The following is a 14,882-nucleotide window of genomic DNA, read 5'->3' as shown; positions in this document are numbered from 1 at the left end:
GCCATGCGGACCTTCACCACCTTCGACGAGCTGGCCGGCGCCGTGGGCGAGGAGCTCGGCACCAGCGACTGGCTGACGATCGAGCAGGACCGGGTCGACCTCTTCGCCGACGCGACCGGGGACCACCAGTGGATCCACGTCGACGTCGACCGGGCCAAGGCCGGCCCGTTCGGTGGGACCATCGCCCACGGCTACCTGACGCTGTCGCTCGTGCCCTTCCTGGGCAACCAGGTCCTGGCCCTGGAGACGCCCGGGGCCAAGCTCAACTACGGCGTCAACAAGGTCCGCTTCCCCGCCCCGGTCCGGGTCGGCTCCCGGGTCCGCGACACCGTCACGGTCAAGGAGGTCACCGACCTCGCCTCCGGCAAGCAGCTGGTGCTCGGCCACGTCGTCGAGATCGAGGGCGAGGACAAGCCGGCCTGCGTCGCCGAGACGGTGGTGCTGCTCCTCCCCTGAAAAGGCCTCAGGGAGCGACGCGGTCGATGACCAGCGGTGTGGTGTCGAGGTCGGAGGCCTCGCCGATGTCGAACCCGCCGGCCAGGGAGGCCAGCGCCCGCTCGAACCGTGCCTCGTCGTCGGTGTGGAGGGTGAACAGCGGCTCCCCCTCCGTGACGTCGTCGCCCGGCCGGGCGTGCCAGACCACCCCGGCCCCGGCCTGCACCGGGTCCTCCTTGCGGGCGCGGCCCGCACCCAGGCGCCAGGCCGCCATGCCGACCGCCATGGCGTCCAGCCGGGTGAGCACCCCGCTCGCCGGGGCCGGCACCTCGTGGGTGTGGCGGGCGGTCGGCAGCTCGGCGTCGGGGTCGCCGCCCTGGGCCGCGATCATCGCCTTCCAGGTGTCCATCGCCGACCCGTCGGCCAGCTTGTCGGCCGGGTCGACGTCGTCGCGGCCGGCCCCGGCGAGCATCTCGCGGGCCAGCGCGAGCGTCAGCTCGACGACGTCGTCGGGACCGCCACCGGCGAGCACCTCCACCGACTCGGCGACCTCGACCGCGTTGCCGGCCGCGTGCCCGAGCGGTGTGCTCATGTCGGTCAGCAGCGCCACGGTCCGGACGCCCGCGTCGGTACCGAGCCCGACCATCGTCTCAGCGAGCTCGCGGGCCGTGTCGACGTCCTTCATGAAGGCGCCGGTGCCGACCTTGACGTCGAGCACCAGCGCGCCGGTGCCCTCCGCGATCTTCTTCGACATGATCGAGGAGGCGATCAGCGGGACCGCCTCGACGGTGCCGGTCACGTCGCGCAGCGCGTAGAGCTTCTTGTCGGCGGGGGCCAGGCCGTCACCGGCCGCGCAGATGACGGCGCCCACCGACTCGAGCTGGGCCATCATCTCGTCGTTGGACAGCCCCGCTCGCCAGCCCGGGATCGCCTCCAGCTTGTCGAGGGTCCCGCCGGTGTGGCCGAGACCGCGGCCGGACAGCTGGGGCACGGCGACGCCGCAGGCGGCCACCAGCGGCGCCAGCGGCAGGGTGATCTTGTCGCCCACGCCGCCGGTCGAGTGCTTGTCTGCGGTGGGCCGCGACAGCGCGGAGAAGTCCATGCGCTCGCCGGAGGCGATCATGGCGTCGGTCCAACGCGAGATCTCCCGCCGACTCATGCCGTTGAGGAGGATCGCCATCGCCAACGCCGACATCTGCTCGTCGGCGACGTCACCGCGTGTGTAGGCGTCGACCACCCAGTCGATCTGCGCGTCGTCGAGCTCGCCCCGGTCGCGCTTGGCCATGATGATCTCGACGGCGTCGTGTGCCCCGCTCATCGGTCTCCTGTCAGGTCGTCGGGCCCGAACGCGTCGGGGAGGACGTCGCTCATCCGCTTCACGCCGGAGGGCGTGAGCAGCTCGAGGTCGTTGCCGCCGTTCTCGAAGAGCAGCTGCCGGCAGCGGCCGCACGGCATGATCACCTCGCCGCGACCGTCGACGCACACGAAGTGGGTCAGCCGGCCACCGCCGGTCGCGTGGAGCGAGGACACGACGCCACACTCGGCGCAGAGCACGACGCCGTAGGCCGCGTTCTCGACGTTGCAGCCCACGAGCTCGCGCCCGTCGTCGGCCAGGGCCGCCGCGCCCACGTGGTAGTTGCTGTAGGGCGCGTAGGCGCGTGCCGAGACCGCCACGGCGCTGGCGCGCAGCGCGTCCCAGTCGACCGCCATCAGCTCTTCACGTAGGGCTCGCCGTCCGCGGCGGGCGGACGGACCCGACCGACCAGGCCCGCGACCGCGATGATCGTGGCGAGGTAGGGCAGGGCGGTGAGGAACGAGGACGGGACCTTGCCGAGGAACTCCAGCTGGCTCGAGAGCGTGGTCATCAGCCCGAAGAACAGCGCGGCGAGGCTGGCGTAGACGGGGTGCCAGCGACCCATGATCACCGCGGCGAGGGCGATGAAGCCGTTGCCGGCCGACATGTCGTTGGTGAACGCGCCGTTGGAGCCGACGGTGAAGTAGGCGCCGCCCAGGCCGGCGAAGACACCACCGAGGAGCACCGCCTGCCACCGGAGCCGGTTGACCTTGAGGCCGACCGTGTCGGCGGCCTTGGGGTGCTCGCCGACCGACCTGACCCGCAGCCCCCACCGGGTCTGGAAGATCAGGAACGCGACGAAGATCACCGAGACGTACATCAGGTAGGCCAGCAGCGTCTGGTCGAACAGCGTCGGCCCGATCACCGGGATGCCCGAGAGCGCACCCGCCAGCGGGGAGAGCAGCGGGATGTCGGCGTCGGGCACCGGGCCCAGCGTCATCGGGTTGTTGAGGCGTGCCCGGATCTCGGGGTCGCCCGGGATCTGGCTGAGCAGGAACGCCGTCAGGCCCGTGGCCAGGGCGATGAGCACGACGCCGAGCACCACCTGGTTGACCAGGTAGCGCATCGCGAAGACGGCGAGCAGCGCGCCCATGCCGACCCCGGCGAGCATGCCGCCGAACAGGCCGAGCTCGGCGCTGCTCAGGAGGCTGGCGACCACGGCCGCCCAGAAGGCGCCCATGAGGAACTGGCCCTCGATGGCGATGTTGATGACGCCTGCGCGCTCACACAAGCAGCCGGCCAGCGCCCCGAACACCAGGGGTACGGCGAACTTCACCGTGCCGGGCAGCGGGTTGACCATCGCGAAGCCGGTGCCGGACTGGTCGGCGTAGTTCCAGACCAGGAAGCCCAGCAGGAAGGCCAGTCCGACGGCCAGCGAGGCCACCACGGTGGGCCACCCGCTGGGGATCCGGTTGACGGCAGCCAGGGCCAGCGCGATCACGGTGACGACGAGGGAGCCGACGACCACGACGTGGGCGTTGATCTCTCGCGGGTCCTCGCCGCGGGCGTTGTCGAGCAGGTAGCCGACGGTGGGGTCGTCGATGTCGATCCAGAACCACACCAGCGCCAGCGCCACGACGGCGAACAGGCCCACCAGCTTCCACTGCCGCTGCACGTCGGCGGGCGAGCGGACCTCCGGCCCCGTGCCGGTCCCCGTGTCGATCATGGTGCTCACGAACCCCACCCCTTCGCCATGACGGTCGCGCCGCCGCCCTGGGCGCGCAGCCGGATGATGCCGCGGACCAGCGCCGGTGCCGCGACGAAGAGCACGATCAGCGCCTGCAGCACGTCACCGAGCTCCTTGGGCGTGCCTGCCGAGGCCTGCATCGCTGTGCCGCCGACGCTCAGCGCCCCGAAGAGCAGGCCCGCGAGGACCGTGCCGAGCGGCGTCGCCCGGCCCAGCAGCGCGACGGTGATCGCGTCGAAGCCGATGCTGCCGGCGACACCCGGGCTCAGCGAGTCGCCCTTGCCGAGCACGTTCATCGTGGCGGCCAGGCCGGCCAGCAGGCCCGCGAGGAGCATCGCCATGGTGTAGACCCGGGCCGGGCTCATGCCGGCGGTGCGGGCGGCGTCCGCGTTGGCGCCCACGGCGCGCAGCTCGAAGCCGAAGGTGCTGCGCTCGATCAGCCACCACACGACGATCGCCGCGGCGATCGCGACCAGGACACCGAGGTGGACGTTGCCGATCTCGGGGAACCGGGCCGAGTCGGCGGGACGCGGGGACTGCGCGTTGTCGCTGCCGGGACGCTGGAACGCGTCCTTGCTGAGGAGGTAGATCAGCAGGAACCGGGTCGCGAGGTAGTTGAGCATGATCGTGGTGATCACCTCGTGGGCGCCGGTCCTCGCCTTCAGGAAGCCCGCCGTCGCGCCCCACAGCGCGCCGCCGATCATGCCGGCGAGGATGGCGGCCACCAGGTGCAGGCCCGGCGGCAGGTCCCAGGTGAAGCCGACGTAGCCGGCGAACAGCGCGCCGACGACGAGCTGGCCCTGCGCGCCGATGTTGAACAGGCCGGCGCGGAAGGCGAGCGTGACACCGAGGCCGGCGCAGATCAGCGGCGCTGCGCGCACCAGCGTGATGCCGATGGCGTCGATGCTCCCGACCGAGCCGCTGACCAGCGAGGAGTAGGAGTCCCAGATCGCCTGCCCGGCGAAGTAGAAGAAGTCCTGCGGGTAGCTGAAGACGTAGCCGAGGGACTCGACCGCGGCCTCGTCGCTGAGCGCGATGAGGACCGCTCCCACGAGCAGCGCCAGCACGATGGAGGCGAAGGTGGTGATCGCGTCAGGCAGCCACGTGGCGGCCGGTGGCTCCGGCTTCTGGTCGGGCTCGGGACGGTCGACCACCCCCTTGTCCACCGACCCGGGTGCGGCCTCGTGGACGTCGGTGGCGTGCTCGTCGCTGTCCGACCTCTTCGCGGACGTCGACTCGTCGGTCATGCCGACGCCTCCTCGGGCTCGTGGGCGCCGGCCATCATCAGGCCGATGTCCTCGCGGGCGATGTCAGGGGTCACCGTGCCGACGATCCGGCCGTCGTACATCACGGCGATGCGGTCGGAGAGCGCATAGATCTCCTCGAGCTCCGTCGACACGATGATGACGGCGGTGCCGCGGTCGCGCTCCTCGATGATCCGTTGGTGGATGAACTCGATGGAGCCCACGTCGACGCCGCGGGTCGGCTGCGAGGCGATCAGCACCTTGAGCGGTCGGGAGAACTCGCGCGCGACCACGACCTTCTGCTGGTTGCCACCGGACAGCGCGTTGACCGGCGAGTCCATGCTCTCCGTCCGGATGTCGAACTCCTCGATCCGGCGCTCGGCGTTGTCGGCGATCGCCTTGCGGTTGAGGGCCAGACCGCTGGAGTAGTCGTCGTGCCGGAACAGGTCGAGCACCAGGTTCTCGCGGACGGTGAACGCCCCGACGTAGCCGTCGTGCGAGCGGTCCTCGGGGATGTAGCCGATGCCGTCCTCGAGGCTCTGCCGCGGGCCGTGCTTGCTGATGTTCTGACCGTCGAGCCAGATCTCGCCCGCCGAGGGCTTGATCAGCCCCATCAGCGCCTTGATCAGCTCGGTCTGGCCGTTGCCCTGCACGCCGGCGATGCCGAGGACCTCGCCGGCCCGCGCCTCGAAGCTGACGTCCTTGACCACCGAGACGCCGCGGGCGTCGACGACGGTGACGTTGCGGGCCTCGAGGACGGTGTCACCCACGTCGGGCGTGGGCTTGTCGACGGTCAGCTTGACCGACCGGCCCACCATCATCTCCGCGAGCTCCCCCTCGCTCGCGCTCGGAGGTGCGGTGCCGACGACCTTCCCGCGCCGGATCACGCTGATGCGGTCCCCGATCGCCTTGACCTCGCGGAGCTTGTGGGTGATGAAGATGATCGAGGTGCCCCGCGCCTTGAGCTCCCGCATGATGTCCATCAGCTCGTCGATCTCCTGCGGCGTCAGGACCGCGGTGGGCTCGTCGAGGATGAGGATCTGGGCGTCGTTGGCGAGGGCCTTGATGATCTCGACCCGCTGCTGCACGCCGACCGGGATGTCCTCCACCATCGCCTCGGGGTCGACGGCCAGCTTGAACCGGTCGGACAGCTCGCGCACCAGCGCCGAGGCGCCGGCGCGGTCGAGGACGCCGAGGCCGCGGGTCTGCTCGCGGCCGAGCATGACGTTCTCGGCGACCGAGAAGACCGGGATCAGCATGAAGTGCTGGTGGACCATCCCGATCCCGGCGGCCATCGCGTCGCCCGGTGAGCGGAACGTCACCGGCTTGCCGTCGATGTGGATCTCGCCCTCGGTCGGGTCGAGCAGGCCGTAGAGCATGTTCATCAGCGTCGACTTGCCGGCGCCGTTCTCCCCGAGCAGGCAGTGGATCTCACCGGGCTCGATGGTGAGGTCGATGCGGTCGTTCGCGGTGAAGGATCCGAACCGCTTCGTGAGGCCCTTGATCTCGAGCTTCAAACCCTGCTTCCTCCTCGTCACGGCCGAAGGGCCGACGACTCAATATGCCAGACATGGCGCGGGCCGGAGCGGGGAGGCTCCCCCACTCCGGCCCGCGGCCTCGTCGTCCTGTGGTCAGCCGACGGTGATCTCACCGTCGATGATCATCTGGCGCAGCTCCTCGACCTTGTCGGCCACCTCGGCCGGGACCTGGTCACCGAGGTCGGCCAGGCCGACGCCGTCGTTCTCCAGCGTGCCCTGGTAGACCTCGTTGGTGAACTCGTCGTTGACGGAGTCCTCGATGGCCGAGGCCACCGCGACGTCCATGGCCTTCAGGACCGAGGTCAGCAGCACGTCGCAGTACTCCGAGGCCGACACGCAGCCGTCGGTGTCGACCCAGATGCCGAAGGCGTCGTTGTCCTGGGCGGCCTTGAGGCCACCGAGGCCCGCGGGGCCGGCGACCGGGAAGATCACGTCAGCGCCCTGCTGGATCATCTGCTCGGCGACCTGCTGGCCCTTTGCCTGGTCCTCGAAGTCCTCGGTGAAGGAACCGCTCTTGCCGTTCCAGCCGATGACCTGGACGTCCTCGCCGGTCTCCTCGTTGTAGTACTCGACGCCCTGCAGGAACCCGGTCATGAAGATGGTCACGGTCGGGATGTTGAGGCCGCCGAAGGTGCCGACCTTGCCGGACTCGGAGGTCGCGGCGGCAACGTAGCCGGCGAGGAACGACGGCTGGCCGGTGTCGAAGGTCAGGCCCTTGGCGTTGTCGGGCGCGTTCGGCTCGAAGGTCTCCGGGTCGGTGAACGCGAAGTCCACGATCGCGAAGTCGGTGTCCGGGTTGGCCTCCGCAGCGGCGCGGGTGGCGTCACCGAGCAGGAAGCCGACCGTGGTGATCTGGTCGCAGCCCTCGTCGACGAGGCTCTGGATGTTGTCCTCGTACTCGGCGTCGCTCGCGGACTCGATGGTCGCGGTCTGGACCCCCAGCTCGTCCTCGGCCTTGGAGAGGCCGGCACGCGAGGTCTGGTTGAACGACTTGTCGTCGAAGCCACCCGAGTCGGAGACCATGCAGGCCTTGAAGTCGATCTCCTCGGCAGCGCCGGGGCTCTCCTCCGACCGCTCGCCGCACGCAGCCAGGGTCAGGGTCAGCGCGGCCACCGCGGCCGTCCCAACAATTTTCTTCACGGTGCTCTCCTGCACGTTCGCTCGGTGGCCCGTGGTCGGGCTCACGTCCGCGCACACCTTAGTCCCGGAGAACCGCCGACCACGGGATCACGGGCCGACGATATGAGGTTGTTACCTCTCCGTGGTCGTCTCGTGGGACAACGCACCGTGAGCGGCCTCGGCGAGCACCTTCGCGGCCAGCGGCGTCGCCCGCTCGTCGACCACCAGGTTGCCCTGGTGGAGGTCGTAGCGGGGCCCGCCGGGCGTGCGGGTGCCGAGCCGGGCCATGGCGCCCGGGACCCGCTCGAGGTACCAGCCGAAGTCCTCCCCGCCGAGGCTCTGCGTGGTCGAGACGTGGCCGGCGGCACCGACCACGCGACGTACGGCGGCCGTGAGCACCTCGGTCGAGTCGTGGTCGTTGACCACCGGCGGGACCCCGCGTCGGTAGTCGACCTCGGCGGTGACGCCGTACGGCGCCACGATCTCGTCGATGAGCACCCGGATCAGCGCCTCCGCGTCGGCCCAGGCGACCGCGTCGAGCATCCGGACGGTGCCGGCGGCGTAGCCACCGCCGGGGACCACGTTGTGGGCCGAGCCCGCCCGGAGCATGCCCCAGACGATCGAGACCCCCGCCCGCGGGTCCATCCGGCGCGACACGATCGCCGGCAGCTCGGTGACGAGCTTGCCGAGGGCGAAGGTGAGGTCCTCGGTCAGGTGGGGCCGGGAGGTGTGCCCGCCGCGACCGCTCAGGCGCACCGACATCGCGTCGGCCGCACCGGTGAGGGCTCCGTCGCGCAGCCCGAGCTCGCCGACGTCGAGGGAGGGGTCGCAGTGGAGCATGAAGATCCGCTCGACGCCGTCGAGGACGCCGGTGCCCATCATCTGCAGCGCGCCGCCGGGCATGACCTCCTCGGCGGGCTGGAAGACCAGCCGCACCCGCCCGCGGAGCTGCCCGCGGTGGTGCAGCTCGTGGAGGGCCAGCGCCGAGCCGAGCAGGCCGGCGGTGTGGACGTCGTGGCCGCACGCGTGCGCGACGCCCGGGGTGGTGCTCGCCCACGGCACGTCGCTGGTGTCGTCGACGGGCAGGGCGTCGAGGTCGGCCCGGAGGGCGACCAGCCGGTCACCCGCCCCGACCTCGGCGACCAGGCCGGTGTCGGTCGGCCGCGTGACCGCGATCCCGGCCTCGGTCAGCCGCCGCGCGATCACCTCGGTGGTGCGGTGCTCCGCCCACGACAGCTCGGGGTGGGTGTGGAGGTCGCGTCGCAGCTCGACGAGGTCATCGGCGTACTTGTCGACGACCGCGTCGATCGTGGCCGAGGCGTCGGTGGGGGTGGGCATCGCAGTCCGAGGTTAGTTGACGGCGAGGCCCACCCCCGAATCCAGCGGTCTCAGCCGGCCCGCGGGAACCGGACGATCTGCCCCGTGGGCTTCTCGCCCGGGGAGAACCCGGTCAGGACCCGGCGGCTGCCCCAGACCCGTCCGTTGCGGAACTCGACGTCGCCGGGGAGCATCGACGGCGCCCACTTGCGGGCGACCGCCTCACCCGCGGCCACCCGCGAGAACCGGTTGCGGAAGAGCTCGGCGACGTACATGTCCCCGTTGGGCGCGACGGCCAGCCCGGTCGGGCTGAGCAGGTCGGTGACCAGCGTCTCGAGGTAGCCGGTCCGCGGGTTGATCCGGTGAATCGCACCGCGGCGACCCAGGCTCGGGTCCTCCGGGCCGCCGGGCAGCGTGGTGACGTAGAGCCACCCGTCGTGCATCTCCACGTCCGTCGGCACCGGCTCGAAGTGGTAGTCGAGTCCGACCACGCAGTCGGGCAGGCCGTTGGCCTCCGCCGCCTCGGCGGTGATCGTGGCCGGCATCGGCGGCAGCACCGCAACGGTGCTGATCACGCCGCGGCGCACGGCGTTGATGACGTTGCCGCCGGCGTCCGCGACGTAGGTGGTGCCCTGCGACTGCAGCGAGGCGTAGGGGTGTGCGTAGACCTCACCGGTGTAGCTGGGCGGGCCGTAGCGCTTCGGCCACTGACAGCCGTCGGGGAGGTTCTCGATCCCGTAGGTGTTGACCTGGTCGGGGTTCTGCCGCTTCTCGTAGCGCGACAGGTTGGCCACGTTGGACACCCGACCGGAGCGGCCGAGCTTCTTCAGCATCGCCTTGCCCGTCCTGTCGTTGGAGGTGGCGAACATGACCACGCCCTGCTTGAACGAGACGGCGCCGACCTCGTCGCCGCGCGGGTGCTGGTACTTCACGACCGGACCCTTGTTGGGGCGCGACCGCATCAGCTGGCCGGCGAAGTTGTTGGAGAACCAGACCCCTCCACTCGGGGTCACGGCGAGGCTGAGCGGGGTGAACTGGCCGCCGGCGAGCACGGTGGGCTTGCCGGCCGTCGGTGGCGGTGCAATCTCCCCCGCGACAGCCGGAGTGGCCGCGACGGACGCGGCCGCGAGCGCGAGGCTCGTGACAGTGATGGCAAGACGGCGCATCAGGGTTCCTCCAGGTGTCGACAGAATGCAATCGGACGAACTCTGTCGGTTGCGGCGTCCCGGGGACATGGTGCAGTTGTCCTATTTCCTCGCCGTCGCGGGCGCCCGTCCGGGTAGTGCGCCATGACCCGTCCGGGTGGTGGGGACCCCCGGATCGCCTAGTCCCTGTCGTAGGCCTCGAGGATCAGGTCGGCCGCCACGGGGGCGTTGATCTCGCCCTCCAGCACCCGCCGGCGTACGTCGTCACGGATCGCGGCCACACCGGGTGAGCGGCGCAGGCGGTCGGCGAGCTCGTCGCGGACCAGCGACCAGGTGAAGTCGAGCTGCTGGCCGGCCCTCTTGGCCGCCAGCCCCTCCTCGCCGAGGTGCCCGCGGTGGTCGAGCACCCGCTGCCACACCTCGTCGACGCCCTCCCCGGTGAGGCCGGAGCAGGTGACCACCGACGGCGCCCACTCGCCCTTGCCGTGCACCAGACGGAGGGCACCGGCGAGCTCCCGGGCCGCCACCCGCGCCTCACCCTCGTGCTCCTGGTCGGCCTTGTTGACCGCGATCACGTCGGCGATCTCGAGGATGCCCTTCTTGATCCCCTGCAGCTGGTCGCCCGTGCGGGCGAGGGTGAGGAACAGGAACGTGTCCACCATGCCGGCGACCGTGATCTCCGACTGGCCGACACCCACGGTCTCGACCAGCACCACGTCGTGGCCCGCGGCCTCGAGCACGGCCATCGCCTGCGTGGTGGCCCGGGCGACGCCGCCCAGCGTGCCCGCCGCGGGCGAGGGCCGGATGTAGGCCTGCGGGTCGGTGGCCAGGCGCGCCATCCGGGTCTTGTCGCCCAGCACCGAGCCGCCGGTCCGCACGCTGGAGGGGTCGACGGTGAGCACCCCCACCCGGTGGCCCGCCGCCGTGAGGCGGGTCCCGAGCTGTTCGATGAACGTGGACTTCCCGACGCCCGGCACGCCCGAGATCCCCACCCGGACGGCGTCGCCGGCGGTCAGCCGGGAGAGCAGGTCGCGAGCCGCGGCGCGGTGGGCCGGCTTGGTGGACTCCACCAGCGTGATCGCCCGCGAGACGTCCGCGCGGCGACCGTCGCGGACCCCGTCGGCGAGCCGCGCCAGCTCCTCCTCGTCCAGCGCTCGTGCCGTCACCGGTGTCCCAGCTGCTCGGCCAGCCTGGTGAGCAGGTCGAGCGCCGACTCCGCGATGACGGTGCCGGGGAGGAAGACCGCCGCCGCGCCCATCTCGAGGAGGGTGGGGACGTCGTCGGGCGGGATGACCCCCCCGATCACCACCATGACGTCCTCCCGATCGAGGTCGGAGAGCGCCCGCCGCAGCTGGGGCAACAGGGCGAGGTGGCCCGCGGCCAGCGAGGACACCCCCACGATGTGGACGTCGGCGTCGACGGCCTGCTGGGCCACCTCCTCCGGTGTGGAGAAGAGCGGGCCGACGTCGACGTCGAAGCCCATGTCGGCGAAGGCGCTGACGACGACCTTCTGGCCGCGGTCGTGACCGTCCTGGCCCATCTTGGCGACCAGGATCCGGGGTCGACGTCCCTCGTGCTCCTCGAACTCGTCGGCGGCCTCGACGACGCGCTGCACCAGGCTGCGGCCCTCGCCCTCCGACTCCTCGCGGTACACGCCCGAGATGGTACGGATCACCGCCTGGTGCCGGCCGTAGACCTTCTCGAGGGCCTCGGAGATCTCCCCCACGGTCGCCTTGGCCCGGGCGGCGTCGACGGCCAGCGCGAGCAGGTTGCCGTCCAGGCCGCCTCCGCCGCCGGACTCGGCGCTGCGGGTGAGCGCCTCCAGCGTGCGGCGTACGTCGTCCTCGTCGCGCTCCGCGCGGAGCCGCTCGAGCTTGGCGAGCTGCTGGCGGTGGACGTCGTCGTTGTCGACGCGCAGCACCTCGAGCCGGTCCTCCTCGGCCGGCCGGAACGCGTTGACCCCGATCACCTGCTGGGTCCCGGCGTCGATCCGCGCCTGCGTGCGTGCCGCGGCCTCCTCGATCCGCATCTTCGGGATCCCCTGCTCGATGGCCTGCGCCATGCCGCCGGCCTGCTCGGCCTCCTGGATGTGGCCCCACGCCCGCTCGGCGAGGTCGTGGGTCAGCCGCTCCACGTAGTAGGAGCCCGCCCACGGGTCGATGGTCGCGGTGGTGCCGCTCTCCTGCTGCAGCAGCAGCTGGGTGTTGCGCGCGATCCGTGCCGAGAAGTCGGTGGGCAGCGCGATCGCCTCGTCGAGGGCATTGGTGTGCAGCGACTGCGTGTGCCCCTGCGTGGCGGCCATCGCCTCGATGCACGTCCGGCCCACGTTGTTAAAGACGTCCTGGGCGGTCAGCGACCACCCGGAGGTCTGGCAGTGGGTGCGCAGGCTCAGCGACTTGGGGTTGGTCGGCCCGAACTCCCGGACCAGCCGTGCCCACAGCGCCCGGGCCGCGCGCATCTTGGCGACCTCCATGAAGAAGTTCATGCCGATCGCCCAGAAGAAGCTGAGCCGCGGGGCGAACCGGTCGATGTCGAGGCCGGCGTCGAGCCCGGCGCGGATGTACTCCACGCCGTCAGCGAGGGTGTAGGCCAGCTCGAGGTCGGCCGTCGCCCCGGCCTCCTGCATGTGGTAGCCGGAGATCGAGATCGAGTTGAAGCGCGGCATCCGCTCGGCGGTGAAGGCGAAGATGTCGGAGATGATCCGCATGCTCGGCGCCGGCGGGTAGATGTAGGTGTTGCGGACCATGAACTCCTTGAGGATGTCGTTCTGGATGGTCCCCGCGAGCTGCTCCGGCTTGACCCCCTGCTCCTCCGCGGCCGCGATGTAGAGCGCCATCACCGGGAGAACGGCGCCGTTCATGGTCATCGACACCGACATCTGGTCCAGCGGGATGCCGTCGAAGAGGGTGCGGGTGTCGTAGATGGAGTCGATCGCCACCCCCGCCATGCCGACGTCGCCGCGCACCCGGGGGTGGTCGGAGTCGTAGCCCCGGTGGGTGGCGAGGTCGAACGCCACCGACAGGCCCTTCTGGCCGGCCGCCAGGTTGCGCCGGTAGAAGGCGTTGGACTCCTCGGCCGTCGAGAAGCCGGCGTACTGGCGGATCGTCCAGGGCTGGGTCGTGTACATCGTGGGGTAGGGACCCCGCAGGTAGGGGGTGAGACCGGGCCAGGTGTCGAGCGCGTCGAGACCCTCGAGGTGCTCAGGGCCGTAGACCGGCAGGATCTCGATGCCCTCCGGGGACGTCCACGACTCCCCCGGGTCCGTGCTCGCGGCGCCGGCTGGCGGTGCCTCCCGGGTGAGCGGCAGACCCGCGAAGCTGTCCGGGACGCTCATGCGAGCACCTCCCTCGTCCGGTGCAGGAACTCGAGGGCGTCCATGCCCGCGAAGCAGCGGTCGTCGGCGCCGATGTCGACCTTGCCCGCGACGACGACATGACGGGCACCCGCCTCGCGCAGCGCCTCGACCAGCTCGGCGCCCCACTCGGCGTAGGCCGCGTCGGTGCCGCACAGGCACGCCACCGGCTGCCCGTCGTACGCCGCGACCACCTCCGCCACCCCGGCGGTGGGTCCCGCCTGCTCGACGGCGATCCCGCCCGCGGCAAGGAGGTTGGCGGCGAACGTCGCGCGCGCGGTGTGTGCGGCGACGGTGCCCAGCGTGGCGAGGAAGACCGGCGTCGCCGCCGGCTCGTCACGCAGCGCCTCGAATGCGGCACCGTATCGCCGCACGTCGTCTCCGTCCCCCGCCCGCTCGGGCAACGTCTCGGCGAGGTCGGGGAACTCGGTGAGACCGGTGAGGGGTCGCTGCCGGCTGGCGACCTCGGCGTCACGGCGCGTGACCACCTCGGCGATGCGCTCCTTGAACGCCTCGACCCCGTCGGCCTCGATCCGGCCCAGCTCCTCCCACGCGGCCGCGGCCAGGTCGTCGGTCAGCTTCTCCACGGCGTAGGCGCCGCCCGCGGGGTCGCTCACCGCGCCCACGTGGGCCTCGGCGAGCAGCAGCAGGGAGGTGTTGCGGGCGATGCGCCGCCCGAAGGCGTCGGGAGTGCCCAGCGGACTGTCGAACTCGATGACCGTCACTGCGTCGGCACCGCCCACGCCGGCGGCGAAGGCCGCGACGGTGCCGCGCAGCATGTTGACCCAGGGGTCGTACTTGCTCAGCATGACGCGGCTGGTGACGGCGTGGATGCGCATCGCCACCGGCTCGGCGCCAGACAGCTCCTGCATGCGCGCCCAGAGCCGACGGGCGGCGCGCAGCTTGGCGATCGTCGCGAACTGCTCGTCGGTCGCGGCCAGCCGGAACTCGACGAGACCTGCGGCCTGCTCGACCGTGAGCCCGGCGGCCGTCGCCGCGCGGAGGTACGCCGCCGCGACCGCGAGCGCGTGACCGAGCTCCTGCACGTCGGAGGCGCCCTGCTCGTGCACGGGGGTGGCGTCGACGACCACCCCGAGCACTCCGGCCTCCCGGGCCAGCTCGGCGACCTCGACCGCGTGGTCGCCCGCGGCGTCGGCCCCGAGGTTCGTGCCGGCGGCCGGGGTGGTGTCGCCGAGCAGGTCGAGGAACGCCCGCGCCCGGTCGGGGGTCGTCGCCGTGAGGACGACGGGGGCGAGGTCGAGCATCACCCCGTCCAGCAGAGCCAGGTCGGCGTCGGGTGCGAGCCAGACCGAGGTGGCCCCCGCGTCGAGGTCACCCAGGACCTGCTCGTTGTCGGCCGGCCGGGTGCGCACGTCCCAGTCCCCGCGTCGTCCGGGGCGACCCTCGGTGGCCAGTCCGTCGAGCAGGTCCGGCGTGCCCAGCGGGGTCACCCGGATGCCGTCGAGCGTCTCGTGGGCCAGCTCCGACCACACGGCGTCGTCCGGGTCGTCGTCGGAGAGCCGGCGGGCCTTGCGGAGCACCCCCGCGGCCGCGGCCTCCCAGTCGGCGCGGGTGTGGCGGTCCTCCGGGTCGGCCAGCGCGAGCGAGCCCTGCTCCGGCTCGAGCTCCGTGGGCTCCTCCAGACCGCCCTCGACCTGCTGCTCGCGTGTCATGCGGTGAACGATAGGAGG

General features: G+C 71.7%; 12 protein-coding genes. 1 reads left to right on the top strand and 11 read right to left on the bottom strand.

Annotated features, from left to right (window positions below):
- Nucleotides 1–3: 3 nt before the first annotated feature.
- A complete protein-coding gene (locus K6T13_RS04380) occupies nt 4–456 on the top strand; it encodes a MaoC family dehydratase (RefSeq protein WP_222897312.1) in 453 nt (150 codons plus the stop codon).
- A gap of 7 nt (nt 457–463) precedes the next feature.
- On the opposite strand, the gene K6T13_RS04375 is transcribed toward K6T13_RS04380, so the two are convergent.
- From K6T13_RS04375 to K6T13_RS04325, 11 genes are all read right to left on the bottom strand, one after another.
- Complete coding sequence (locus tag K6T13_RS04375; RefSeq protein WP_222897311.1) at nt 464–1,753, bottom strand: thymidine phosphorylase; 1,290 nt, start codon at nt 1,751–1,753, stop codon at nt 464–466.
- Entirely contained in the window at nt 1,750–2,145 is a 396-nt protein-coding gene (locus tag K6T13_RS04370; RefSeq protein ID WP_222897310.1) for a cytidine deaminase, read from the bottom strand. The genes K6T13_RS04375 and K6T13_RS04370 overlap by 4 nt, the downstream gene beginning before the upstream one ends.
- On the bottom strand, nt 2,145–3,455 hold the full coding sequence (locus K6T13_RS04365; protein WP_222898142.1) for an ABC transporter permease: 1,311 nt from the start codon (nt 3,453–3,455) through the stop codon (nt 2,145–2,147). Before K6T13_RS04365 ends, K6T13_RS04370 begins: the two co-directional genes overlap by 1 nt.
- A 5-nt stretch (nt 3,456–3,460) precedes the next feature.
- Complete coding sequence (locus K6T13_RS04360; protein WP_222897309.1) at nt 3,461–4,723, bottom strand: ABC transporter permease; 1,263 nt, start codon at nt 4,721–4,723, stop codon at nt 3,461–3,463.
- Complete coding sequence (locus K6T13_RS04355) at nt 4,720–6,237, bottom strand: ABC transporter ATP-binding protein (RefSeq protein ID WP_222897308.1); 1,518 nt, start codon at nt 6,235–6,237, stop codon at nt 4,720–4,722. The genes K6T13_RS04360 and K6T13_RS04355 overlap by 4 nt, the downstream gene beginning before the upstream one ends.
- Before the next feature lie 114 nt (nt 6,238–6,351).
- Nucleotides 6,352–7,413 (bottom strand): BMP family lipoprotein, encoded by a 1,062-nt coding sequence (locus K6T13_RS04350; protein WP_249423929.1) that lies wholly within the window; start codon nt 7,411–7,413, stop codon nt 6,352–6,354.
- Nucleotides 7,414–7,509: 96 nt separating this feature from the next.
- Nucleotides 7,510–8,715 (bottom strand): amidohydrolase, encoded by a 1,206-nt coding sequence (locus tag K6T13_RS04345; protein WP_222897307.1) that lies wholly within the window; start codon nt 8,713–8,715, stop codon nt 7,510–7,512.
- Nucleotides 8,716–8,765: 50 nt separating this feature from the next.
- On the bottom strand, nt 8,766–9,860 hold the full coding sequence (locus K6T13_RS04340; RefSeq protein WP_222897306.1) for a ScyD/ScyE family protein: 1,095 nt from the start codon (nt 9,858–9,860) through the stop codon (nt 8,766–8,768).
- Between the two features lie 158 nt (nt 9,861–10,018).
- On the bottom strand, nt 10,019–11,005 hold the full coding sequence (gene meaB / locus K6T13_RS04335; RefSeq protein ID WP_249423928.1) for a methylmalonyl Co-A mutase-associated GTPase MeaB: 987 nt from the start codon (nt 11,003–11,005) through the stop codon (nt 10,019–10,021).
- Nucleotides 11,002–13,173 carry a methylmalonyl-CoA mutase gene (gene scpA, locus K6T13_RS04330; RefSeq protein ID WP_222897305.1) on the bottom strand — a complete coding sequence of 724 codons (2,172 nt, stop codon included), beginning with the start codon at nt 13,171–13,173 and terminating at the stop codon, nt 11,002–11,004. The genes meaB and scpA overlap by 4 nt, the downstream gene beginning before the upstream one ends.
- A complete protein-coding gene (locus tag K6T13_RS04325; protein WP_222897304.1) occupies nt 13,170–14,864 on the bottom strand; it encodes a methylmalonyl-CoA mutase family protein in 1,695 nt (564 codons plus the stop codon). Before K6T13_RS04325 ends, scpA begins: the two co-directional genes overlap by 4 nt.
- Between the last annotated feature and the right edge of the window lie 18 nt (nt 14,865–14,882).

It is taken from the genome of Nocardioides coralli, assembly GCF_019880385.1.
GTDB lineage: Bacteria > Actinomycetota > Actinomycetes > Propionibacteriales > Nocardioidaceae > Nocardioides > Nocardioides coralli.
The sequence above is the reverse complement of the archived record's forward strand: the minus strand, read 5'-3'. Positions and strand labels throughout refer to the sequence as shown.

What these genes read in the sequence shown, in the direction of transcription:
- K6T13_RS04325 (WP_222897304.1), bottom strand. Translation starts at nt 14,864, where the DNA reads ATGACACGCGAGCAGCAGGTCGAGGGCGGTCTGGAGGAGCCCACGGAG.
- K6T13_RS04375 (WP_222897311.1), bottom strand. Translation starts at nt 1,753, where the DNA reads ATGAGCGGGGCACACGACGCCGTCGAGATCATCATGGCCAAGCGCGAC.
- K6T13_RS04360 (WP_222897309.1), bottom strand. Translation starts at nt 4,723, where the DNA reads ATGACCGACGAGTCGACGTCCGCGAAGAGGTCGGACAGCGACGAGCAC.
- K6T13_RS04380 (WP_222897312.1), top strand. Translation starts at nt 4, where the DNA reads ATGCGGACCTTCACCACCTTCGACGAGCTGGCCGGCGCCGTGGGCGAG.
- K6T13_RS04345 (WP_222897307.1), bottom strand. Translation starts at nt 8,715, where the DNA reads ATGCCCACCCCCACCGACGCCTCGGCCACGATCGACGCGGTCGTCGAC.
- K6T13_RS04340 (WP_222897306.1), bottom strand. Translation starts at nt 9,860, where the DNA reads ATGCGCCGTCTTGCCATCACTGTCACGAGCCTCGCGCTCGCGGCCGCG.
- K6T13_RS04370 (WP_222897310.1), bottom strand. Translation starts at nt 2,145, where the DNA reads ATGGCGGTCGACTGGGACGCGCTGCGCGCCAGCGCCGTGGCGGTCTCG.
- scpA (WP_222897305.1), bottom strand. Translation starts at nt 13,173, where the DNA reads ATGAGCGTCCCGGACAGCTTCGCGGGTCTGCCGCTCACCCGGGAGGCA.
- K6T13_RS04365 (WP_222898142.1), bottom strand. Translation starts at nt 3,455, where the DNA reads ATGATCGACACGGGGACCGGCACGGGGCCGGAGGTCCGCTCGCCCGCC.